Source organism: Rothia mucilaginosa ATCC 25296 (genome assembly GCF_000175615.1).
Classification (GTDB): domain Bacteria; phylum Actinomycetota; class Actinomycetes; order Actinomycetales; family Micrococcaceae; genus Rothia; species Rothia mucilaginosa.
Genome location: NZ_ACVO01000015.1, coordinates 21772 through 44722, shown reverse-complemented (window position 1 = coordinate 44722; position 22951 = coordinate 21772). Strand labels below are relative to the sequence as shown.

The window sequence follows — 22951 nt, the reverse complement described above, 5'->3', positions numbered from 1 at the left end:
CCCGGCCACCTTCTCAGCAGGCGGACAACACGCCCGGCACAGCACGCAAAAGAAGGGCGGGCACCCTTAGGCGCCCGCCCCTCCATCGACGTTGTTAGGTTCTCACACCTGACGCGTTAGCTCACCTTCTCCAGCGGCGCGTAACGCAGCAGCAGGCGCTTCTCTTCCGAGCCGAAACGGACCTTCGCCACGGTCTTATCGCCGCTACCCTCAACGGCGAGCACGCGGCCCTCACCAAACTTGGTGTGGCGCACGGTATCGCCGACCGCCAGAGTCGGGATTTCCTTGCTCTGGTGCACACGGGAACGGTTCGTCACCTTCGAGGCCGCCGCCGCCAGCCCGTAGCTTGCCGAGCCATTAATATCCGCGGTGGACGGCTCAGAACGGCGTGCGGGGCGAGACTCGTAGGGGTCGTAGGAGCCGCGCGAGCCACCAAAGCTGTAACCACCCGAGCCATAGCCGCCGGAGTAGCCGCCAGAACCGTAGCCGGAACGGGAACCGCCCGAATAGCCGCCACCGTACGAGTTACCGTAGGAGCTGCCGCCATAGGAACCTCCGCCGCGAGCGCCATACGCGCCCATACCGGAGGCGCCAAAGCCCGAAAAACCGGCGGTGCGCTTCCACTCAATCAGCTCCTCCGGGATCTCCTCCAGGAAGGGCGAGGGCGGGTTGAACTGGCTCTTACCCCACATGGTGCGGGTTTCCGAGCGGGTCAGGTACAGGCGCTCCATGGCGCGGGTCAGACCCACGTACGCCAGGCGGCGTTCCTCGCTCATTTCCTTCTCATCGGTCAGGGCACGCTGATGCGGGAACAGGCCGTGCTCCATGCCGGTCAGGAACACCACGGGGAACTCCAGACCCTTGGCGGTGTGCAGGGTCATGAGGGTGACCATGCCCTGCGCCTTCGCCTCGGCGGCTTCGGCGGCAATCTGTGCGGCGGAGGCGTTCTCACCCTCCGCGCTGGCGGGGCGGTTCGGGATCGAGTCAGCATCAGCGACCAGAGCCACGTGTTCGAGGAACTGCTCCAGGTCGGCGCCGGGGTTCTCGGTCTCGAACTCGACCATGGCGTCAAGCAGCTCGGAGAGGTTCTCCACGCGCGATTCGTCCTGAATGTCCTTGGAGGCACGCAGGGCCGCCAGGTACCCGGTCTGCTCCAGGACCGCTTCCAGGCAGGTTGCGGCGGGTTCAGTGCGGGCAATTTGCGCCAGGTCGTCCATAAGGCGCACGAACTCGGCGTACTTCTTGACCGCGGCGGCACCCAGGGCGGGGATGTCGGCTGCCTGGCGTGCGGCGACGTAGAAAGAGATGCGGTTCGCACTCGCGTACTCCGCCACCACGGACTCAGACTTGGCACCGATACCGCGCTTGGGTTCGTTGAGGATGCGGCGCACGTTCACGTCGTCATCGGGGTTGCTCAGGGCGCGCAGGTACGCCAGAGCGTCCTTGATTTCCTTACGCTCGTAGAAGCGGGTACCACCGACCACGCGGTAGGGCAGGCCGGCACGCATGAGCATGTCCTCGAGGGTTCGGGACTGCGCGTTGGTGCGGTAGAAGATTGCGACGTCACCGGGCTGCACGCCGTGCTCATCGGCAAGGCGGTCAATTTCGCGGGTGATGTAGCGTGCCTCGGCGTGCTCGGATTCGGCGACGTAACCGATGATTTTCGCGCCCGCGCCGGAGGCGGTCCACAGCTTCTTGGGGCGACGGTCGGGGTTACGTTCGATGACCGCATTCGCCGCGGAGAGGATGTTCTGTGTGGAACGGTAGTTCTGTTCCAGCAGGATCGTGTGGGCGTTCGGGTAGTCCTTCTCAAAGTCCGTAATATTGCGGATATCCGCGCCGCGGAAAGCGTAGATGGACTGGTCGGAGTCACCCACCACGGTCAGCTCGGCAGGGGGCACGGCGTCCGGGTAGGGGCCGCGATCAGCCGGTGCCTTCGTGTGGGCGCCGACCAGTTCACGCACCAGCTGGTACTGGGCGTGGTTAGTGTCCTGGTACTCGTCCACGAGGATGTGGCGGAACTTGCGGCGGTAGTAGTTCGCGATTTCGGGGAACTTCTTGAGCAAGAAGACGGTGCGGCCAATCAGATCGTCAAAGTCGAGGGAGTTGGCGGCACGCAGACGCTGCGTGTAGACGGTGTAGATCTGCGCGATGGTCTTCTCGTACGGGTTATCGCTCGCCACGCGGGATGCGTACGCTTCGGCGCTGACCAGCTCGTTCTTCAGCGCGGAGATGCGGTTACCCACGGCCTTGGCGGTGAACTTCTTGGTGTCCAGGTTGAGCTCTTTAATGATGAGGCTCAGCAGACGCTGCGAGTCGGTCGAATCGTAAATGGTGAAGGTGGACTTCAGACCCAGGGCGGCGGCCTCACGGCGCAGCACGCGCACGCAGAAGCTGTGGAAAGTAGAAATCCACATGTGCTTGGCGCGCGGGCCGACCAGCGCCTCAATACGTTCACGCATTTCGGCGGCAGCCTTGTTGGTGAAGGTGATGGCGAGAATCTGGCCGGGGGTCGCGCGGTGGGTTGCGAGCAGGTAGGCGATGCGGTGGGTGAGCACGCGGGTCTTGCCGGAGCCGGCGCCCGCGACGATGAGCAGGGGCGAGCCGGAGTGCAGCACGGCTTCTTCCTGGCGTTCGTTGAGTCCGGCTGTGAGGGAGGCGGGGTCTACAGCGTTGAGGCTATGGGTGCGTTCGCCGTAGGGGTCGGCGGGGTCGAAGTCATCGCCGTAGCCGCCGACTCGGTAGGCGGGCGGCATGAAGTCGCCGAGCGGGTCTGCGGCGGTGAAGGCTGCGGGTGCGCCGGGTTCAGGAATGGGCGCGCTGGTAGCAGGGGCACCGTAGGCGGGCATGCCGGTGGGCAGGGCGGCGGGTATGTCCTGTGCGGGCGCCTCCATCACCGGAGCATTCATCACTGCGGCGTCCATGGGAGGGGCGTAGTAGTCGTCCTCGGCAGGGGGTACGTCGTAGTAGGGGTCGAAGGGCGGCTCATCATCCGCTACCGGTGCTGCGGGGGTGACGAGTTCGGCGGCGAACAGGCCGTCCTGTTCGGTGAAGGGCTGCTTCTGCTGTTCGGGCTTGTCGCTCATCATCTACCTCGCTGCCTAGAATACACGTTCGATATTCCATGCTACCGCATTTACTCCGCGGCTCCCACCCGTTCGGTCAATCAGCCTCACAGCCTAAATCGGCAACGGCACACCGGTGGCACAGAATAGTCATGCTAGGATGACCGCATGACCCAGACCTTACCTCCGAGCCTCTCAATAGCCCTATGGTGCAATGGCTCAGCCGACGAAGCCGCACAGTTCTATACCAGGGTTTTTCGCGATGCTTCCATCATGGAACAGGTGCCCGGACTCACGACTCTAAGCATCCACGGCTTCCAGCTCTCGCTCATTAACGGTGATGACCGGTACGTCCCGAACCAGTCCATCAGTTGCATCCTAAACTTTGACCCGCTCCTCTTCGGCGGTGAGGCGCAGGCGCAAGCATACCTCGATGAACTCTACGAAGAGCTAAGTACCGGCGGTGTGCTGATGGAACTGGGTGAGTATCCTTTCTCCCCACGCTACGCCTGGGTGCGTGATCGTTTTGGTATGACCTGGCAGCTGATGCTTACCAATCCTGCAGGGGACCCGCGACCCTTCGTCGTGCCTTCTTTCATGTTTGGCGGCACGAATCACGGCAATGCAGAGGAAGCCACCAACGGCTGGATTTCCATGTTTGATGATGCCCGCCGCGGCACCCTGTACCACTATCCGGAAGGTAGCCCCTTTGAGGCAGATGCGGTCATGTTTACCGACTTCAACCTGCACGGCACCTGGATGGCGGCTACTGATTCCGGTACTTTCCACGATTTCACATTCACGCCGGGGGTTTCGGTAGTTCTTTTGTGCCGTACCCAGGAGGAGATTGATTACTATTGGGAGCAGCTCTCGGCTATACCTGAGGCGGAGCGTTGCGGCTGGTGTGTAGATCGCTGGGGTATTTCTTGGCAGGTTGTCCCGCACAATATTGCTGAGCTGATGGCGGATAAGGCCGCTCGCCAGAAGATCCTGCTGATGGGCAAGATTGACCTGTCTCAGCTATAACAACGTGTTTTCTTGAGTGCTCGTTACGTGCAGAAACAGAGAAACCGCCCGCGCCTGCTACTGCAAGCGACGGGCGGTTTTCTCGTACCGGCGTGACTACCGGTTCTGTGTGCCCCCGAGACGATTCGAACGTCCGACACCTTCTTTAGGAGAGAAGTGCTCTATCCCCTGAGCTACGAGGGCGTACCTATCCAGTATAAAGCACCCCGCACCGCGAGTCCGCACAGCCCGCCCAAGCCGCCAGCATCCACCCGCAACCGCGCCTCGCCCATCCCCTGCCCCAATCCCTGCCCCAGCCAGTGTTCACCGCCTGAGGACACCCGCACCCGGCAGCAGAACCGCTCCTACAATGTACGAATGAGCATCTACATTGACCCGCCCACCTGGCCCGCACACGGCACCGTCTTCTCACACCTCATCTCCGATGTATCCCTGGCGGAACTGCACGAGTTCGCCGCAGCGGCGGGCATCAGTGTGCGTGCTTTCGACCGCGACCACTACGACGTGCCGGCACACCTCTACGACGAGCTGGTGCGGGCGGGCGCGGTTGAGCTCAGCGGTGCGGAGCTAACTCGCACGCTCATTGCCAGCGGTCTGCGGATTCCCTTGAAGGAACGCCCCGAGAAGATTCGCCCGCGCCTGCTTCGCGCCTGGGAGGCGGCGTTTGCGCCCCGCCTTAATACACCCCGTCTCAAGCATGTGGAGGCTCCTGCCGAGCTGCGGACTCAGCTCACGGCACAGGTGGCGGAGCTGGGTGAGAGCCTGTTGCAGGCGTGGGAGCAGCCGCACCGCGCCTACCACCACAGCGGGCACCTTTCGCAGATGCTCACCGACCTGGACCGCCTCTACACACACCGCATGCAGGGTTCTACTCCCCTGGCGTTGGTTCTGGCGGCGTGGTTCCACGACGCGGTCTATGAGGGCGCACCGGGTGAGGATGAGCGCCGTAGCGAGCAGCTGGCGAGCATCTCCCTGGAGCCGCTGGTTACCGCGGGCCTGCTCAGTGGTGACGAGCTGCAGATGGTGTGCCTTCTGGTGCATGCCACGGCAACCCACGAGTTGCCCGAGTCTGTTGACCTACCGGCGGGCTATGAGCCGGCGGATATTCAGTTTTTCCTCGATGCCGATATGGCTATCCTGGCGGCTGATTCGGCACGCTACCGCCGCTACCTGCGCGGGGTGCGTAGCGAGTACTCCCATTTTGACGATGAGGCGTTCCGCACCGGTCGTACGACCTTCCTGCGTTCGATCCTGGGGCGTAAGCGTATCTTCCTCTCCGAACAGGCTCTACAGCTCTGGGAGGAGCCCGCGCAGACTAATCTGCAGGCAGAGCTCAGCGAGTGGGCACAGGACCCGCAGGGGCTTCTGCAGGCTCTCGCGTCCTAGCCGCATACACCTAAAACACATACCGCCGAGAATGCACCCATACTAAGGCGCGTTCTCGGCGGTATTTTCATAGAATCTCTCGGGTACGCAAAAAGCGCCCACCCCGTGCGGGGTAGGCGCCTTTTGAGAAGTATGTTGGGCTAGACCCAGCTCTTATGCGCTAAGGCTTAGAGAGCGGTGTAGTAGCCGTCAACGGACATCCAGGAGGTGGGGTGCACCAGGGTACCGTTGGTGGGGTTCAGAGCGGAGATCATCTTGCCGTCGCCCAGGTAGATACCAACGTGGCTGTAGCCGTTCTGGAAGACGATGTCGCCGGGCTGGGGGTTAGCGGTCGGGCGCAGCTCGTTCTTCATTGCGTAGGTGAAAGCGGTCAGCTTGATGCCGTGCTGAGCGAAAACCCAGGAGGTGAAGCCGGAGCAGTCCCATGCACCGAAGGTCTTGCCGCCCCAAACGTATGCGCCGCCCAGACCGCTCATTGCGGTTGCAACGATTGCGTCGCGGGATGCGTTACCGGTGGAAGCGGAGGAAGCTGCGGGAGCCTCGGTCTGTGCTGCAACGGGTGCAACGTAAGCCTGCTGGGTCTCAACCTGGGGTGCTACGTAGGTGGTCTCAGCTGCGGGTGCCGGAGCTGCTGCGGGAGCAACGTAGGTCTGCTGTGCCTGAGCCTGGGGTGCAACGTAGGTGGTTGCGGGGGTGTTGTAACTGGTGTAGTCGAACTCGTAGTTGGTGTAGTCGTAGGACAGATCAGCCGCAGCGGGGATCTGTGCGAATGCGTTCGCGGGAACGGTCGAGCCGAGCAGGATTGCGCCTGCTGCGAGGGTTGCACCTGCGGTACGTACAATCTTCTTAGCCATTGGTAATTCCTCCATTGCCTGACGAGGTGAGCTGTCGGGCTCGAGCATGGATTCGCTCGGCCACCGAAGTGACTTAGCCCCGAGGCTTCTCGATTGAGATGCCGTATCCCAGCTTGGGGATTGGGTCCCCCGCTTCTGCCATATTGGGTAGACGTACATCGAAGCGTTGGCAGAACTCAGCGGAACTGCTTCGACGGTGCTCTCTTACGATGAGGATTTGGGCACAAATCGAGAATACACAGAAAACTCCCAGTTGTCACTTCATTCGGGCTTAAATTTTGGACTTTCACCCTGGGGGAAAACTTGGCACTCCAGGCATTTGACCCCCTCTCAACGGAACCCTTATCTACCTTTTAAGGCACTTGACTAGGCATTTCACAAGGATGCACATTCGCTTTTAATGCACCAGCACCCCTTAAGGACAGGGTTCAAAACTCTTAAAAATGACCCTTATCTCTTAAATGTCCATTCTCAGAGATTGCTCAAACATCGGCGTTTCCCTCAGTTTCAACCTTAGATTTAAGCGAAAAACCCGAAAAATGCACTCAAGCGCAGTTGCTAAAACTCTGAGAGAGGAGTATATGCGCCCACGCACATGACCAAACTCTGAAATACCCCACCCACCAGGCACCTCAGCTCCCCAAAACCTCCCCGCAAGACCGAGTAGCCCTAACACGCGCACAAAAACGGCGGCACCGCCTCCACTAAGGAAGGCGATACCACCGTTTAGCGTGAACTGGGTTAGCGGATTCTCAGAATTTAGAGCTTAGAGGTTGCCGCCGCGCTTGACCACAATTGCGTTTGCCACGTCCATATCCAGGGAGAGGGTGTCCTCTTCACCGTCAGCGTGAACAATCACGTCATCGTCCTGGCCAGCAACCACGGACACCGAAGCGCCGTAGACAATACCTGCGTCAGCCAGCAGCTTCAGCAACTCAATGTCAGTCTGAATGGACTCAGGGAAACGAGAGATAGTGAAACGGTCCTCGGGACCGGAGTCGCGTGCCGCCAGGGACATGGGCACGGTACGCTCGTCGTTCTTCTCGCTAGTGTGGCCCAGATCCTCCAGGCCGGGGATAGCGTTACCGTACGGGGAGAACTTGGGGTCCTTAAGCATCTCCAGGATGCGCTTCTCCACCTTGTCACTCATGACGTGTTCCCAGCGGCATGCCTCTTCGTGCACGTACTCAAGTTCCAGACCAATAATGTCGGAGAGCAGGCGCTCAGCCAGGCGGTGCTTACGCATCACCTCGACCGCCTTGTGGCGGCCTTCCTCGGTCAGTTCGAGGTGGCGGTCCGGCTCAACGGTGAGCAGGCCGTGCTTCTCCATGCGTGCCACAGTCTGGGAAACGGTCGGGCCGGAGTGCTCGAGTCGTTCAGCGATGCGCGCACGCATGGGGACGATGCCCTCTTCCTCCAGTTCGAGGATGGTGCGCAAATACATCTCTGTGGTATCGATGAGGTCTGTCATATATCTCTCCCAGCTATCACCGCAACAGTACTTAGATAGCACTGCCTAAGTCGTTACTTAATTCAATAATCTATTATGTACTTTTTCAGCGGCTTTTGCCACGGCTTAAGTCATTGAGTCGTCCAATGAAAACTCATTGGACGACTCAAGACACCTTGATATATACGCTTTTGCTAACCCACCCCTTATTAAGAGGAGTAGACGGTAGGCTTATTCTGCGGACTCAGCCTCAGCGGTTTCTTCCACGGCAGATTCGTTCTCTTCCGCTTTGTTCTCTGCGGGCTCAGCAGATTCCTCTGCCTCAGCGGTTTCAGCAGACTCTGCGTTCTCCTGCGCGGTGTTCTCCTCCAGGTCTTCCGGGCGAACGCGGTCAGCCCACGGCACCCAATCCGGCGCAATCAGTGCGTCGTCGCCGGGCAGCAGGCCCACCTCGCAGATCGTTGCCACGCGGGAGCGAGGCGCACGCGAGAGGGTCGCGAACCAGAACCAGCCGCGGTAACCGGGCAGGGTGCACTCGAAAAGGTGAGTGCTCAGACGCTCTTCCTCGGCGCGCACGTGGTGCACCAGGCCGATAGCGTGTGCCGGGGCGATTTCCTGAACGCCCTGCAACGCCACATCCTTGGCGGCGGCAAGAATCTCGTCCACCTTGGAGGTGCGGCGCAGCTTGTGCGGAACACCCAGGGAGGGGGCACCCACCTCTTCATCCAGCGGGGTGAAGGGGTCGGGGGTGGAGTCTTCGTTCTGTGCGGTTTCTTCGGCAGCAGATTCCTCAGCGGTCGTATCAGCCGCCTCAGTCTCCTCAGCGTTCACGGAGGGCTGAGTCTCAGCAGGTACAGCGCTACCCTCGTCGGTGCTCTCAGGCGCGGCAGAAGGCGCAACGGACTCTGCAGGCGCGTCAGTAGCGGGCGTAGTTTCGGGGAGCAGTTCAATAACCTGTTCAGACATACCCCTATTAAAGCATCTCGCGTGCGCAAACATTGCGGCGCCCGCCCCAAGCTTCGCATACGCTGTGAATTTGAGTCTCAAACCGCTAAATCTGGGGCTTCACCCATTAACAGCTGTGTGTGAGCTGATACGGTTAAATTTATGAGTAATGAACCCGTACAGGACACGCGCAGTACCGCAGACCAGGCACCCGCGCCCCTTCCCTACGCCGGAGCTATCCGTTGGCTCGGCGCGGCAGGTGCGCTTCTCGCCCTGATTTGCCTGCTCACCGGAGTCGCCATGCTCGTGATGAAGTGGGTTGGGGCAGCGCCGCCCGCCCTCATGAGCCAGATTCCGCTGGTCCTCCTCCCCGTCGCCTTTATCGCCCTCATGGCCGCACTCATCCTGTCGGTCATGCGCCGCAACAAGGCATAAAGATTTGAGCCGCAAGCTCACACACATCATTCACTTATCAAGTACAGCCTGCCATTCAGAGAGAAAGATAGAGTATGTCTGCTGAAGCAAAACTCCTAGTCGTCGATGACGAGTTCAACATTCTTGAATTGCTCGCCACCTCCCTGCGTTTCGCCGGTTTTGAAGTAGTTACCGCCGGCAACGGCCGCGAAGCCCTCGAAAAGGCACACGCCGAAAATCCCGACCTCATTGTCCTGGACGTTATGATGCCCGGCATGGACGGCTTCGAGGTGACCCGCCGCCTGCGCGAAAACGGCACCACCACCCCCGTGCTGTTCCTGACCGCAAAGGACGCCACCGAAGACAAGGTGACCGGTCTGGGTGCCGGTGGTGACGACTACGTCACCAAGCCCTTCTCCCTCGACGAGGTGATCGCCCGCATCCGCGCTATTCTGCGCCGTAGCCGCAGCGTCCAGGAAGAGGACGACGCCGTACTGCGCGTTGACGCCCTCACCCTGAACGTGGACACCCACGAAGTGTTCCTCGGTGACGAAGAGATTGACCTCTCCCCCACCGAGTTCAACCTGCTGCACTACCTGATGCTCAACGCTAACCGCGTGCTGTCCAAGGCGCAGATTCTCGACCACGTGTGGGAGTACGACTTCAACGGCGACTCCTCCATCGTTGAGTCCTACATTTCGTACCTGCGCCGCAAGATCGACAACAACCGTGAAAACCACGAGCCGCTCATCCACACCAAGCGCGGTGTGGGCTACATGATTCGCGGTTCTCGAGGCTAACGTGGCGCTCAAACCCCTCGACCGGATCCCCCAGTCTCTTTCCCTTCGCACCCAGCTGGTGCTCATCACCTCCATGCTCATCGCCCTCTCCATTGCGGTGACGAGCCTGGTGGCGATTTCCGCTCTGCGCGCCCAGATGGTGCACCAGCTGGATGAAGAGATGAAGAACAGCGCCCCCTCACTCGTGCAGCTGGCGACCGTGCGCCCCTCCGGCAATCAGGAACAATCCCTGAGCACCTACCGCCTGTACCTGCTCGACAAGGACGGCAACGTACTGTACTCGCTCAAGTCCGAGGACAGCGAACAGTTCAGCGAGCCGGCGCTGCAAGGCTGGACCGAAGAGAAGGTTCGCAAGCAAAACGAGGAGGCGGTCACCGTCAATTCGGTGGGCAGCTCCTCCGATTGGCGCGTGCTCGCCGTACCCATTGAATCGAAAGATTCTTCTGGGCTGACGGAGGCGGCATCCATGGTTATTGCCATGCCGCTGAAACAAACGAACCAGGTGGTCGCCCTCGTGGGTGTGCTGACCTTCGCGTTTGGTTTGGCGACTCTCGCCTCCGCAATTGCGATGACCTGGGTGATTGTGACCCGCACCTTCGAGCCGCTGGCTCGCGTGGAGCAGACCGCCGCCAAGATCGCTGCCGGTGACCTCTCTCAGCGTATTGAGGACTACAACCCCAGCAACGAGATCGGTAACCTCGCGGTTTCGCTGAACACGATGCTCACCCAGATTGAAATGCTCTTCAAAGCCCGCGAGAAGAGCGAGGCGAAAATGCGCCGCTTCGTGGGTGACGCTTCGCATGAGCTGCGCACCCCGCTGGTCAGTATTCGAGGCTACTCGGAGCTGTACCGTCAGGGCGCGCTACCGACCGACGAGGCTGTTGCTACCGCGATGAGCCGCATCGAATCGGAGTCCAAGCGTATGGGCCAGCTCGTGGAAGACCTGCTGACCCTGGCGCGCATTGATGAGCGCCGTGAATCCAAGCTGGCGCCCTTCGACCTGTTCAACCTGGCGGTGGACGCTACGAACGACGCCTACGCTACGGCACCCGATCGTGCGGTGTCCCTGGTGGGTCTGAACGAAGAGGTGGCGCCGACCTCCGCAACCGTGCTCGGCGACGAATCACGTCTGCGTCAGGTCGTGGCGAACCTGCTGACCAACGCCATGCGCTACACCCCCGACGGCTCTCCCCTGGAGATTGCGGTGGGCGTACGCGAAGAAGTTCACGGCTTCCCGCTGTCCGTGCTGGAGGTGCGCGACCACGGCCCCGGTATTCACGGCGAGGACCGCGAGCGCGTCTTCGAGCGTTTCTACCGCACCGATGCTTCACGTTCGCGTGAGACCGGCGGTACGGGTCTGGGTCTGTCCATTGTGGCTGCGATTATTGAACAGCATGAGGGCAGGATTCACATTGAAGAGACCGATGGTGGCGGTGCTACCTTCGTGATTTCTTTGCCGTTCTATCCGCCGCCCGTCTCGGATGATCAGCTGATGAAGTAGCGCTGATGCATAAACCCCCGGATTGTGGAACTTGAGTGTTCTACGGTTCGGGGGTTTTGCTGTGCGCCGGAGGCGGGATGATAACTCGCGGCGGTGCGAGTGAGGAGAGCACGAGTAAGAAGGAGCGGCGCGGCTAAAGAACAGCGGGAGTAGCCGAGCGCGCGTCATGGCGGCGTCATTTTCGGGAAGGTTTTCGATTTTTTCGAGATTCTGGAGTGAATCTGGCGGGTTTATCCACAGATTTATTTAATAATCATTTTTCAGCTCATTTGATGCATTTTGAAAGATATAGTGATAACAAGCTTCCGGTCAGGAACTCAACCCTTCCAGAGATCCAAACCCCAAGCGCCACCACGGGGCAACCGCCCCACCTATCTCACATATCTCAAAGGAGAAAAACCATGGCACAGTTCAATGTCGATTCCGAAGTCATCGCAGCCAAGAGCGCACAGGCACGATCCTACGTCGCATCCATCACCGCAGACGTCAACGGCATGACCGCATCCCTGCACGATTTGCAGAGCTCCTGGACCGGCTCCGCATCCGCCAACTTCCAGGGCGTACTGGACCAGTGGCACGCAACCCAGCGCCAGGTCGAAGCATCCATCACCCAGATCAACGAGGCACTCACCCGCGCAGGCGTAAACTACGCAGACACCGAGCAGGCTAACGCCTCCATGTTCGTCGGCTAAGGGGTCAGGGCGGCAAGCCCAAAACCCCACCCGCAGGCAGGTGGCAGACCGGACAGCTAAAAGGTCCCGGCCGCACGGCACACCGCCTGCCAGATTCGCCAGAAGGCGGCGAATATCTATTGAGAAAACCCCGCCGCATCCTCGAAAGTGAGGATGCGGCGGGGTTTTATTGCACGGAAATCTTTGCGCCCAAGAGCCCATTCCTTAGGAGCTGGGCTTTAGGAAGCAGGGGTCTCCTGACGGAAACGCAGACGCCACAGGCCGCGCTCAGCATCGTAATGCCAGATGCTCGAACGGCTCACGCGACCACGCGCGGTCGCAACCGCCGCCATAACCAGCACGCTGGAAGAATCCAGCACCTGCACACCCTGCTTGAGCGGGGCACCCTGCTGAGCGAAGGCGCGTTCACGGTACTGCAGCACCGAGGAGCGGGACACCGACTTACCGGTGGCGGTCACCCACACCAGACGCTCGTGCAACATGGACTCCAGCTGCGGCGCCTCCATGACGGAGCCGCGGCTTTCGAGTAGTTGTTCTGCGGTGGCGGCTTCCTCGGGGTTCAGAGCGGGTGCCGCGGGTGCCGCAGGAGCAGACGGTGCGGGCTCAGCGGGCTGGGAAGGAGCAGGCTGAGCGGGAGCATCCTGAATGGGCGCCGCGGCAGGCTCTACCGCCTGCTCTTCTGCATGTCCTTCGGTCTCACCCAGCAGTTCCGCCGGGTCAACATCGTTCGGATCCATGCCGGCGAACTCTTCCAGACCGGTCAGGTCATCCCCTTCTTCCGCCTGCGCGGCGTTGGATGCCTGTTGAGCGGTCTCCTGCTGGCGAGCCAGCACCTTTGCGTCACGCTCAGCGGCACGCTCTGCCGCGAGCGCCAGCTGTTCCTTGCGGGTGCGAACTGCCTCCGGGTCGGGGGCGTTCACTGCGGAGGCGGGGCGCAGCAGACCGGACAGGCGCAGGCTCTCCACGCCGCGCTGGGCGTTCTCAATCTCGGCTGCGGTGAATTCCTGTACGGGCAGGTGGGCGTCCGCGGAAGACTCGGAGGGCTCCGGCTCAGAGAACGCAACCTCAGAGAGGGCAACGTCAGAGAGTGCAGGTTCTGCAACCGGAGCGTTCACAATCGGGGCTTCAGCTACCGGGGTCTCCACAGCCACAGTAGCGGGTTCAGCAGACGCGCCGAAGCCGGGGCCGTGCGCGGGTTCACGACCCTCCTGATAGGCGCGCGCAGCACCATTCGCCAGGGAGTCCGCCTTCTCGTTGAGCTCGTGACCCGCGTGGCCCTTCACCCAAATAAACTCGTAGTCGCGGCCGGTCAGCGCCTGATCCAGCGCCTCCAGAAGGTCGCGGTTGAGCACGGGCTTGCCGTCAGACTTCTTCCAGCCCTTCTTCTTCCAGCCGGGCATCCACTTGGTCAGCGAGTTAATGACGTACTGGCTATCGCAGTACACGCGCAGCTTCGCCTCCGGGCGGGATGCGGTCGCCTCGAACAGGTCCAGGACAGCCTTGAGCTCGCCCATGTTGTTGGTGCCGTGCGCCCAGCCGCCGCTCGCCCAGTGGTCGTCGTCGATATACCATGCCCAGCCCGCCGGTCCGGGGTTGCCCAGCGCCGAGCCGTCTGCGGCGGCAATGATCTCTTGCGTGCTGTTCACGGTACCTTCTTTCTGCGCCGCCGCTCTATCGTGCGGGCGGCAGTCCGTAATGATGTCTGTGATGACTTTACCGCACCGGCGGCGAGGGTGCGTAGCGCGCGGTCGCAGCTGTGGACAACCTCAAGCAGCCTCGCAACGCGAATTGCCGTAATGCCGGGCGGGTACACTAAACCTATGAGCTATTCTGCCCCCGAAACACCCAGCGCACAGCGCCCGGAGCACCCTACCGCCCGTCCGAGCGAGTGCGTGCAGATTTTCGCTCTTCCCACCCGCACGATGTACGGTTCCCTGCGTTTTAGCTGGTTGAGCTACCTGGGGCTTGCTGAGCAGCAGCATGCGGCGCAGTTGCCGACCTCCACGGCGGCGGTCAGCTACCTGAGCACTCAGGCGCTCATGCGTGCCATGGCGGCGGCGCGTCTGGATGTGCCGTCCAGTGCCGCTTCTGAGATTGAGGTGGATCGTTCCTGCACCCTGTGCACCAGCGGTAAGAAGCACGGCAAGCCGCGCATTGCGGGCGTAAATTTCAATATGTCGCAGGTGAATCCGCTGGTGGTGGGTGCGTTTAGTCGTAATTCCTCGGCGGTGCTCGGCGTGGATGTTGAAACCCTGGATGCGCGTCTGTTCTCCGGTTTTGCGCGTCTGGCGCTCTCCGATGAAGAACGTACATTCTATGAGCGGGTGGCGCAAGAACGCCCCGCGCCCGTACTGCACTTGCTCTCGGTGGCGCTGTGGACTGCTAAGGAGGCGGTGCTCAAAGCGACCGGCCACGGCCTGAGCGTGGTGCCGTCCCTGGTTCGGGTGCAGCTCACCGATGACCTGTTGGATGCGCTCGAACTTGCCATGCACGAAGAGGTCCCGGGGGACCTTCTGGGTAGCGACGCTCCCGAGCCGACCGCCCTGCGCGTACTGACTCAGGACAGCTTGACCGCCCAAGCGACCTTTAGCGCGCCCCATGTCGGTAATCAGGGCGGTAATCAGGGTGGCGAGGCTGCCGAGCGAAGCTTTAGCCTGCAGTGGGTACCCGTGGCGCTCCCCGACGCGGAGAACCCCGAGCACGTGCAGAAGATGCTCATCGCCCTGGCCGTTGAGAACCCCGCCGAGGGCGATCCCGCGCAGGTTGAGGTCGAGCTTCTGCCCGTGGCCACTCCCCTGGAGCTCAAGCGCCTGCTCACCGATTAGCCGCGCTCAATCTCCTAACACTTGATACAACGACAGAGCGCGCCCGCCATGCCAGCGAGCGCGTTCCGTCGTTGTATTCAGTCGTTGTATTCTGCCTCGTCAAGGCGTTCGTGGCAGAGCCTAAGGGGTATCTTCGCCCAGGGTATCCACGCCCAGGGCGCGGCCGAAGCTACCGAGCTTCGTGCCGGTCTCCGTGTGCTCCAGCTCCGGGTCAGACTCAGCCACAATACCCGCGCCAGCGTACAGAACCGCCTCGTCCGGGCTGACCTGGGCGCAGCGCAGCACCAGCGCCCACTCGCCGTTACCCTCGGCGTCCATGTAGCCGACCAGACCGCCAAAGTAACGGCGCTCGAAAGACTCCAGCTGACGAATCAAATCGAGTGCTTTCTCGGTGGGGGCACCGCAAATCGCGGGGGTCGGGTGGATCGCGCGGGCACCGTCCAGGCAGGTCAGTCCCTCCTTCAGCACACCGTCGATGGGGGTCGCCAGGTGCCACAGCTGCGGGGTCTGTAGCAGCGAGGGCACCTGCGGCACGTTCAGCTCCTCGGCGATGGGTGCCAGGCGCTCGGCAATATCGTTAATGACGTAGGCGTGCTCGTGGCGGTCCTTCGGCGAGGCGAACAGGCGGTCACGAATCGCCTCGTCCTCGGCGCTACCGGGCTCGGCAATGCGCGGGGCGCTACCGGCAAGCGGGTGGGTCTTGAAGGCGCGGCCCTCGGTGCGGAACACCAGCTCCGGGGAGGCACCCATCAGGTAGCTTCCGTTCATGCCGCGCTCACCGTCGGGCAGGCGCACCGCAAAGTTAAACGCGGAACGCTGCTGGGCGCGCAGGTTGTTGTACAGCGCCTCCAGGTTGAGGGCGCCGGGTGCGTAGCGGGCGGTGAGCACACGCGAAAGCACAATCTTGCTCAGCTCGCCCGCCTTCATGCGCTCCACGGCGGTCGCAACGGCGGCACGGAATCGGTCGTTCTGCCGGCCGGTGACCGATACTGGTTCGGCAAGCGCCACGGTCTGCTCGGGGACCGGCACCTGCTGCTCCTCCAGGCGTTCAGGCACGAAGAGGTAGGCGGGCATATCGGGGTCAAAAGGAATCAGACCCACGACGGCGCTACCGGCACGTTTCGCCTCGTCCAGGGCATTATCGAAGGTTACAGGGGTCATCGCACCGGATGCGCGCAGAACGCGGGTGCCGGTGGCAAAGATAAAGTCGGGAAGGTTCGTCATCGTACTTCTATCAGTGGTGTGTGGGTTCGCGCCGGGCATCTAAACGCCGGACGCGGGGTGCCGTTAGAGGGTCGCGCCGCCGTCGGCGACAATCTCCTGCATGGTGATGTGGCGGGCCGCCTCCGAGATGAGGAAGGCGTTGACCGCCGCAATATCCGCCGGGTCGGCAATACGGCGCAGCGGAATGCCCAGACGGAACGTTTGCGGGTTACCGGCAACCGGCAGGGCGGAGCGGTCCTCGCCCTCCCAGGCGTCAGTCACCATGGGGGTTCGGGTGGTGCCGGGGCAGACCGAGTTCACGCGAATACCGTGCGCGGCAAGCTGCAGACCGAAGCTGGAACTCACGCGCGCCGCCGACGCCTTCGACGCACCGTAGGCACCAAACTCCGCGCGGGGCACACGCGCCGCGTTGGAGGCGACCGTCACCAGGGAGCGGCTGTTCGCCGGGTCGGTTTCCTGCTGGTCAATCATGATGCGCGCGAATTCGCGCAGGCACAGAAACACGCCGTCGGAGTTGACCGCGTGCAGGCGCTTCCAGGTGTCGAAGCTGGTTTCCAGTAGCGGCTGGCTGTGGGCGATGCCCGCGGCGAGCACCGCACCGGTGATGGGTTCGTCGAGTGCCGCTACAGCGTTGGCGAGGGCGGTGACGGACTCTTCGCTCGTAACGTCTACGGCGCGGTAGCGGAAGATCGCGTCCCCGTAGGTACCGAAGGAGGCAATGGGCTGCTCTGCAAGGTCAGCCGCAAACACCGAATAGCCGTTCTTGATGAGCTGCTGGACGGTTGCCTCACCAATACCGCCGTTCGCGCCGGTCACAATGACCCAGCTCATGCGCGCGCCTCCTCAGCAGTCTCAGCCTTCTCAGCACCTTCTGCAGCCTGCAGGTCTGCGAGCACATCGGCGGTGTTCAGCACGCGGGCGCAACGACCCGAAGCGTACTCGCACGCCGTGTGGTGCTCCTCCTCCGAGAAGTCGGCGAGCGCATCCGCAACCATAAACGGCTGAATGTCACGCATGAACGCCTCCAGGGCGGTGGTCAGGCAGCCAATGTGCGCGTACACGCCGCCGATAATGAGCTGGTCGCGACCGGACTCCTTGAGCAGGTCCTCGAAGGGGCTGCGCACGAACGCGGAGTAGCGCCACTTGGTCAGCACGGTGTCGCGGTCGGTGGGTGCCAGTTCGTCAAGCACGCGGGCGGACTCGTCGTTCTGCAGGCCGTCGCCCCAGAAGTCGATGAGCAGGCGGCGGTCTTCGGGGTTCTGGCGCGGGGGCTGCGCGGTGTAGTAGACCGGGATTCCGGCGGCGTGGGCGGCGTCAATGAGGCGGCGCAGGTTCCGAATGGCGATGTTGATCTGGGCATCCGGGTTGCCGTTGCTCTCACCCAGGTTGGCGCCTTCGAAAGCCTGGACGAAGTGTACCTGCATGTCGTGCACGAGCAGTACAGCGCGGGAGGGGTCCACGGGCCAGCTCACGCGGTTGCTGTGTTCACGGTCGACGTAGGTGTAGGGCTTAATTTTGGGCAGTGCCATGATTCTCCCGGTTCGTGCCTTTGGTTTTCGGTTGTATGCGCGGCGCAGGCGGTGCACTGTGGCGGGTGTAGCAGCGAGTGGGTGTCTCCTCCGAGCCCTCTCGCGCTGACCACCCAACCGGTGAGCTTGCGCTTATCTCATAACCATCTTAGGGCATGCTTAGCTACTAGGTATATATGAGCCTTAACAAAAATGCTTCCCCACCCGCACCTCCGTTGATGGCACAACGGGCGGAACGGGCAGGGAAGCACTCGGACAAGCAGAAACGCTATATGAACCGCGAATCCAGACGCGATTCTAGTTCAACTAGTTCACGGGCACCGCGACGGCAAGAATCTCATTCAGACCCTCAGTGATCGAGGGGTGAGTGTAAATCTCATCGCGCAGCTGCGAGGCAGTAATGCCGTGGCGCATCGCCAGAGCCACAAGGTTAATAACCTCCATGGACTCGATTACCAGCAGCTGGGCACCCAGAATCTGGTCGGTCTGCGCGTCAATCACGAACTTCATGATGCCGCGCGGATTCTCCTGGGTCTTCGCACGCGGCATCGCGGCAACCGCGGCAACCGGCTTCGAAGCGACCTTCACCTTGTGGCCAGCCTCGATTGCCTCACGCTCGGTCAGGCCCACGGAAGACAGCGGCGGGTTCATGTAAATGGTCGAAGCCACTGCCTTGCGGTCCTTAGTGGAGCGGGAACCGTCACCGACCAGCTGGGAAAGCACCACGCGGTAGTCATCCATGGAGATGTAGGTGAACTGCGGGCCGCCGTTCACGTCACCGAGCGCGAAAATGTTTGGCACGGTGCTGCGCAGGTGCTCATCCACGACAATTGCGCCGCGGTCGTTGGTTTCGATGCTGGTGTTCTCCAGACCCAGACACTCGGTGGCGGGCTTGCGGCCGGTCGCAACCATCACGTAGTCCACCTCCAGCTGCTGGGTAGCGCCCTCGGAGTCGAGGTAGGTCACGGTCACCGAGTCAGCGCCGTCCTTGAAGGACTGCACGCGCACGCCGGTGTGAGCGGTAATGTCCTGGTCTGCGATAATCTCGCGGGCGACCTGGGCAACGTCCTCGTCGTAGCGGCCGAAGAGGGCGGGTGCGCCATCCAGAATGGTCACCTCGGTACCGTAGGAGGAGAAAATACCGGCGAACTCAACACCGATGGGGCCGCCACCGATAATGCCCAGACGCTTGGGGCGCGGGGTGAGCTTCTGCAGCTCGGTGGAGGTGAGCACACGCTCAGATTCGCGGATACCCTCAATCGGCGGGATAACCGACACGGCACCGGTGTTGACGATGAAGTAGTCGGCGGTAACGCGCAGGGTGTCCTCGCCCGCGGTGACCTCAACCTCGGTGTCGGAGATGAAACGTGCGTGACCGTCAATGAGCTTAGCGGTCTCGTTGGACAGCAGGATCTCGCGGTTCTTGGCGCGCATCATGCCGGTCAGCTTATCACGGAAAACCACGGCGGATTCGTAGGCGGCGTTTGCCTCTTCAAGGGTGCGCTCGCCGCTGGCGCGGAACTCATCGGCGCGGTGCACGAGCGCCTTGGTGGGTACGCAACCGATGTTGATGCAGGTGCCGCCGTACATACCGGTGGACTGTTCGATGAGGGCAACGTTCTTACCGGTCTTGGCGTATGCGCCGGCGAGGGTCTTGCCGCCCTTGCCGAAGCCGATGACGACCATATCAAAGTGCAACTGAGCGGGGGTGGTCATAATATTCTCCTGTGAAATTTAGATGATGATGTCTTCACAGAGTTCAACGGGAAGAAATGAGTATTATTCCCGCGCGCCACATTTTTTCTTGACGCTGCGCTGGGGGTGCCTACCTTTTCCAGGCAACCTAAAAAGAGCCTTTATGTGAATAAAGCGGGATTTCCAACGCTATATTCACATAAAGGCTCTTTTTACACCCAGCAGCAGGGGCGTAAGCTAGCGCGACACCACGCTTACGCGCTCGCGCTGATGCTCCCCCGACTCAATAAGGTCAAGCACGGCGACCGCAAAATCCGCATAGCTAATTTCACTCTGCCCGGCGGCATTCATCGTCAGCACATCGCCTGCCAGCTGGTATTCACCCGTGCGCTCACCCTCAGGGTTAAACACCAGGGCCGGGCTCAGGTAGGTCCAGGCAACATCCTCACGGATGCGCAGCGCATCATACGCCTGCGCCATCGCGGTAGCCAGCGGTTTGAATTCTTCGGGCATAGCGGGCGAGTCTACAAGCCGCTGATCCGTGGTCGAGTCGGGGTAGAGGCTACCGGCGCTGCCGATAACGAGCAGACGAGTTTGGGTGCCGCTGAGCGCCTCTGCAAGATGGACCAGGTGGTCCTTGTGCAGGTGCAGACTCTCGGGAGTCCACGCGCCGAAGGCGTCTACCACTGCATCGAACCCCGACAGGTCGTTGCGAGTGAGCGCGAAAACGTCCTTAATGAGTGCGTGCTGCGCCTGGGTGGGGTGTTCGGACCGCATGATAGCGGTAACTTCATGCCCGCGTTCGGTGGCTTCGCGCACGACGAGAGTACCGGCTTTACCGTTTGCACCGATGACTGCGATTTTCATGTTTCCTCCGCGATAAACGTTGTATTCTTAGGACGTATTCAATGATACCGACGCGATAAACACCTGTGAAGACGGCACTTTAAAGTGCCCCAGTTACCCCGAGGAAACCATTGTGACGGACCAGTACCTTTACCAAAATGCCGAATTGCCGCAGTGCCCCGTCGAAACCACTCTGGAGGTTATTTCAACTCGCTGGGGTGCCCTGATTGTGCGCAATCTGCTCAACGGGCCCCTGCGGTATAAGGAGCTTCAGCGCTCGCTTGGCGATATTTCGCAGAAGGTGCTCACCGAAAATCTACGCCAGCTTGAGGTTCGCGGAATCCTCACCCGCACCGTTTACGAGCAGGTGCCGCCGCGCGTGGAGTATAAGCTGACCGAGCTGGGGCAGAGCATGCGCACCCTGTTCGATGCGCTGTGGGCGTGGGGCGAGCACTACCATGAGGTTGTTGCGCAGAGTCAGTTGTGAAAGAGCGGCGGCGGTGAGCGTTATTGCACCGGTTGGCCTTGCCGCCCTTGCCGAAGCCGATGACGACCATGTCAAAGTGCAGCTGAGCGGGGGTGGTCATAATATTCTCCTGTGAAATTTAGATGATGATGTCTTCGCAGAGTTCAACGAGGGTGCAGGCGTATTATTTCCGGGTGCCGGTTTTCTTTGGGGCAGGCTCAGGCGATGGGGTATAAGGTGAGGCCCCGCCGCAGGGGGCGCGGCAGGGGCCTCAAAGTAGGTTTTATGGGTGATATTTTGGCGGATTACTTGCCGTATTCGCCCATGTCAGTGGCCGGGACTCTAGTTTTCCAGGAACTTCAGCAGGTCCTCAGCGAACTCATCTGCGTACTGGAAGAGAGCACCGTGACCGGAACGGCGGTACATCTTCAGCTCGCTCTGGGCAACCTTGCGGTGCATATCGTAGGAGTTGACGCTGGGCACCATCATGTCGGTTTCACCGTTGACGATGAGGGTGGGCTGGGCAATGTATGCCATATCGTCCTGCGGCTGCTTGCCCCAGCGGCGGATAGCCACCAGCTGACGCAGGAAGCCGACAACCTTCATCGGGGCACCGCGGTGCGCCTCGGTGCGGGCATCCATACGGTCCAGCACGCGCTGCGCCTCAATGCCGCCCTGTGCGTCGTGGGTGTAGAAGATGTAGCGCTTGGGGCTGATCTTCTCGCGGGCTGCACGCGCCATGTAGCCGAAGGTGGCTCCGGTGACGGCATCGATTCCAGCGCCACCGCGCGGGCCGGTACCGACCAGCACCAGGCGGTTGACGAGGGCGGGGTATGCGCGCACAACTTCCTGAGCGATCATGCCACCCATGGACAGGCCCAGCAGGTTGACCTTCTGATAGCCGAGGGCCTGAATAATTTCTGCTGCCTGGTGAGCCATACCGGGGATGGTGGTCGCAACAGAGCCTTCGCTGGAACCCACGCCGGGCAGGTCCATCACAATCAGGTGCTGGCGCTCAGCGAGCAGGTCAAGTAGCTTGGGGTCCCAGTCGTCCATGGTGGCGGCGAGGTGCACGAGCATGACCAGCGGAATGTCCGAGTTGCCTTCGCCGAGCTCTCGGTAGGCAATCTTCTGGTTGTTGACGGTGATGTGGCGGGTGGGAGTTTCGAGGTAAGACACGATTCTTCTTTTCGTTGAGTGAGGCGCTTATGCGGTGAAGGAGATGACGGTCTTGCCGTTGGAGCGGCCGTTAGCGACCTTGTCCAGGGCGGCATTGACGTCTTCGAAGGGGAAGACGGTGTCGATGGAGGGCTTAATCTGACGCTCAGCGAAGATGTCAGCAACCTGCTGCAGCTGCGCACCGTTAGATTCAACGAAGATGAAGTGGTAGGTCACGCCATACTTCTGCGCCTTGCGGTCCATGGTGCGACCTGCCGCGCCGAAGAGCAGCTGCTTCCAGAAGGGCATGCCCATGCGCTGTGCGAATGCCTTGTTGGGCATGCCGCGCAGGGAGACGAGCTGACCGCCGGGCGCCATGATGCTCATCTGCTTTTCAGTCTCGTCGCCGCCGAGGGTGTCGAGCACGTAGTCGATACCGCTGAGGGTTTCAGCGTAGTTTTCGGTCTTGTAGTCGATGAAGCGGTCAGCGCCAAGACCCAGCACGCGTTCCTTACCGGAGGCGCTACCGTTAGTGATGACGGTCAGGCCCTTAGCCTTTGCCAGGGGAATTGCCATGGCACCCACACCACCGGTACCGCCGGAGATGAAGATGGTCTTGCCGGGCTGAGCGCCCATCAGGTCGAATGCCTGCATGACGGTCAGGGCGGTCAGGGGAACGCCCGCCGCTTCTTCGTCGCTGAGGTATTCGGGTACGCGAGCCAGGGCGGCCGCATCCACGGCTACGTATTCTGCGAAAGCGCCGATGCTGTTCAGCGGCAGGCGGGCGAAGACGCGCTCGCCGACCTTGAAGGAGGTGGCGCCTTCGCCGAGGGCTTCTACGCGGCCGACGATTTCGTTGCCTGCGATCTGGGGCAGTGCGTAGGGGGTGATGAGCTTGACTTCACCGCGAGAAATCATGTTGTCGAGGGGGTTGACACCTGCGGTGCTGACCTTGACGAGTATCTGCTGTGCGCCGGGGCGGGGTGCGGGTACGTCGGTGACGGTGAGGGCGATGTTGTTCTTGTTGTAAGAAACGATCTGTGCTGCCTTCATGGGGTGTCCTTTCGGGTGTGGT

20 protein-coding genes, 1 tRNA gene and 1 riboswitch are annotated in these 22951 nt (G+C 61.4%); of the genes, 8 read left to right on the top strand and 13 right to left on the bottom strand.

Annotated elements, in window-relative coordinates:
* Nucleotides 1-116: 116 nt before the first annotated feature.
* Nucleotides 117-3089 carry a UvrD-helicase domain-containing protein gene (locus tag ROTMU0001_RS03720; RefSeq protein WP_005508193.1) on the bottom strand — a complete coding sequence of 991 codons (2973 nt, stop codon included), beginning with the start codon at nt 3087-3089 and terminating at the stop codon, nt 117-119.
* 144 nt (nt 3090-3233) lie between these two features.
* Here ROTMU0001_RS03720 and ROTMU0001_RS03715 point away from each other — a divergent pair, with 144 nt between their 5' ends.
* Nucleotides 3234-4091 (top strand): VOC family protein, encoded by an 858-nt coding sequence (locus ROTMU0001_RS03715; protein WP_005508192.1) that lies wholly within the window; start codon nt 3234-3236, stop codon nt 4089-4091.
* A 110-nt stretch (nt 4092-4201) separates the two neighbouring features.
* Here the strand turns inward: ROTMU0001_RS03715 and ROTMU0001_RS03710 are convergent.
* Nucleotides 4202-4274, bottom strand: a tRNA-Arg gene (locus ROTMU0001_RS03710).
* A 174-nt stretch (nt 4275-4448) separates the two neighbouring features.
* Here ROTMU0001_RS03710 and ROTMU0001_RS03705 point away from each other — a divergent pair.
* Entirely contained in the window at nt 4449-5477 is a 1029-nt protein-coding gene (locus tag ROTMU0001_RS03705) for a DUF4031 domain-containing protein (protein WP_005508191.1), read from the top strand.
* 167 nt (nt 5478-5644) lie between these two features.
* Here ROTMU0001_RS03705 and ROTMU0001_RS03700 read toward each other — a convergent pair whose 3' ends face one another.
* The 3 genes from ROTMU0001_RS03700 to ROTMU0001_RS03690 all read right to left on the bottom strand — a co-directional run bounded on the left by ROTMU0001_RS03700 (nt 5645) and on the right by ROTMU0001_RS03690 (nt 8747).
* Nucleotides 5645-6331: a C40 family peptidase gene (locus tag ROTMU0001_RS03700; RefSeq protein ID WP_005508190.1), complete on the bottom strand. Its 687-nt coding sequence runs from the start codon at nt 6329-6331 to the stop codon at nt 5645-5647.
* Nucleotides 6332-6491: riboswitch (cyclic di-AMP (ydaO/yuaA leader) on the bottom strand. It lies immediately after the preceding gene.
* Nucleotides 6492-7097: 606 nt separating this feature from the next.
* A complete protein-coding gene (locus ROTMU0001_RS03695) occupies nt 7098-7802 on the bottom strand; it encodes an iron-dependent transcriptional repressor DtxR (protein WP_044142303.1) in 705 nt (234 codons plus the stop codon).
* Between the two features lie 210 nt (nt 7803-8012).
* On the bottom strand, nt 8013-8747 hold the full coding sequence (locus ROTMU0001_RS03690; protein WP_005508188.1) for a DUF3027 domain-containing protein: 735 nt from the start codon (nt 8745-8747) through the stop codon (nt 8013-8015).
* 141 nt (nt 8748-8888) lie between these two features.
* On the opposite strand from ROTMU0001_RS03690, the gene ROTMU0001_RS03685 reads away from it, so the two are divergent.
* The 4 genes from ROTMU0001_RS03685 (at nt 8889) to ROTMU0001_RS03670 (ending at nt 12133) form a co-directional block, all read left to right on the top strand.
* Entirely contained in the window at nt 8889-9161 is a 273-nt protein-coding gene (locus tag ROTMU0001_RS03685) for a hypothetical protein (protein ID WP_005504529.1), read from the top strand.
* 74 nt (nt 9162-9235) lie between these two features.
* Nucleotides 9236-9940, top strand: coding sequence for a response regulator transcription factor (locus ROTMU0001_RS03680; RefSeq protein ID WP_005504528.1), 705 nt, complete (start codon nt 9236-9238; stop codon nt 9938-9940).
* Between the two features lies 1 nt (nt 9941).
* Nucleotides 9942-11441 (top strand): sensor histidine kinase, encoded by a 1500-nt coding sequence (locus ROTMU0001_RS03675; RefSeq protein ID WP_005508187.1) that lies wholly within the window; start codon nt 9942-9944, stop codon nt 11439-11441.
* Nucleotides 11442-11842: 401 nt separating this feature from the next.
* Nucleotides 11843-12133 carry a WXG100 family type VII secretion target gene (locus ROTMU0001_RS03670; RefSeq protein ID WP_005504526.1) on the top strand — a complete coding sequence of 97 codons (291 nt, stop codon included), beginning with the start codon at nt 11843-11845 and terminating at the stop codon, nt 12131-12133.
* Between the two features lie 218 nt (nt 12134-12351).
* Here ROTMU0001_RS03670 and ROTMU0001_RS09260 read toward each other — a convergent pair whose 3' ends face one another.
* The gene (locus ROTMU0001_RS09260; protein WP_005508186.1) at nt 12352-13779 is read right to left on the bottom strand and encodes an RNase H family protein; all 1428 of its coding nucleotides are present in this window, start codon (nt 13777-13779) and stop codon (nt 12352-12354) included.
* Nucleotides 13780-13953: 174 nt separating this feature from the next.
* Between ROTMU0001_RS09260 and ROTMU0001_RS03660 the strand changes: the two genes are divergently transcribed.
* Nucleotides 13954-14958, top strand: a complete 1005-nt coding sequence (locus ROTMU0001_RS03660) for a 4'-phosphopantetheinyl transferase family protein (RefSeq protein WP_005508185.1) — start codon at nt 13954-13956, stop codon at nt 14956-14958.
* Nucleotides 14959-15078: 120 nt separating this feature from the next.
* On the opposite strand, the gene ROTMU0001_RS03655 is transcribed toward ROTMU0001_RS03660, so the two are convergent.
* The 5 genes from ROTMU0001_RS03655 to ROTMU0001_RS03635 form a co-directional block, all read right to left on the bottom strand.
* Nucleotides 15079-16182, bottom strand: a complete 1104-nt coding sequence (locus tag ROTMU0001_RS03655) for an isochorismate synthase (protein ID WP_005508184.1) — start codon at nt 16180-16182, stop codon at nt 15079-15081.
* Between the two features lie 63 nt (nt 16183-16245).
* Nucleotides 16246-17013 carry an SDR family oxidoreductase gene (locus tag ROTMU0001_RS03650; protein WP_005508183.1) on the bottom strand — a complete coding sequence of 256 codons (768 nt, stop codon included), beginning with the start codon at nt 17011-17013 and terminating at the stop codon, nt 16246-16248.
* Entirely contained in the window at nt 17010-17711 is a 702-nt protein-coding gene (locus tag ROTMU0001_RS03645) for an isochorismatase family protein (RefSeq protein ID WP_005508182.1), read from the bottom strand. Before ROTMU0001_RS03645 ends, ROTMU0001_RS03650 begins: the two co-directional genes overlap by 4 nt.
* A gap of 306 nt (nt 17712-18017) precedes the next feature.
* A complete protein-coding gene (locus tag ROTMU0001_RS03640; protein WP_005508181.1) occupies nt 18018-19427 on the bottom strand; it encodes an FAD-dependent oxidoreductase in 1410 nt (469 codons plus the stop codon).
* Nucleotides 19428-19643: 216 nt separating this feature from the next.
* Nucleotides 19644-20273, bottom strand: a complete 630-nt coding sequence (locus ROTMU0001_RS03635; protein ID WP_005508180.1) for an NAD(P)-dependent oxidoreductase — start codon at nt 20271-20273, stop codon at nt 19644-19646.
* Between the two features lie 112 nt (nt 20274-20385).
* Between ROTMU0001_RS03635 and ROTMU0001_RS03630 the strand changes: the two genes are divergently transcribed.
* On the top strand, nt 20386-20739 hold the full coding sequence (locus tag ROTMU0001_RS03630; protein WP_005508179.1) for a winged helix-turn-helix transcriptional regulator: 354 nt from the start codon (nt 20386-20388) through the stop codon (nt 20737-20739).
* 321 nt (nt 20740-21060) lie between these two features.
* On the opposite strand, the gene ROTMU0001_RS03625 is transcribed toward ROTMU0001_RS03630, so the two are convergent.
* Both ROTMU0001_RS03625 and ROTMU0001_RS03620 read right to left on the bottom strand, forming a co-directional pair.
* Nucleotides 21061-21897 (bottom strand): alpha/beta fold hydrolase, encoded by an 837-nt coding sequence (locus ROTMU0001_RS03625; protein WP_005508178.1) that lies wholly within the window; start codon nt 21895-21897, stop codon nt 21061-21063.
* A 27-nt stretch (nt 21898-21924) separates the two neighbouring features.
* Nucleotides 21925-22929 carry an NADP-dependent oxidoreductase gene (locus tag ROTMU0001_RS03620; protein WP_005508177.1) on the bottom strand — a complete coding sequence of 335 codons (1005 nt, stop codon included), beginning with the start codon at nt 22927-22929 and terminating at the stop codon, nt 21925-21927.
* Nucleotides 22930-22951: the final 22 nt, after the last annotated feature.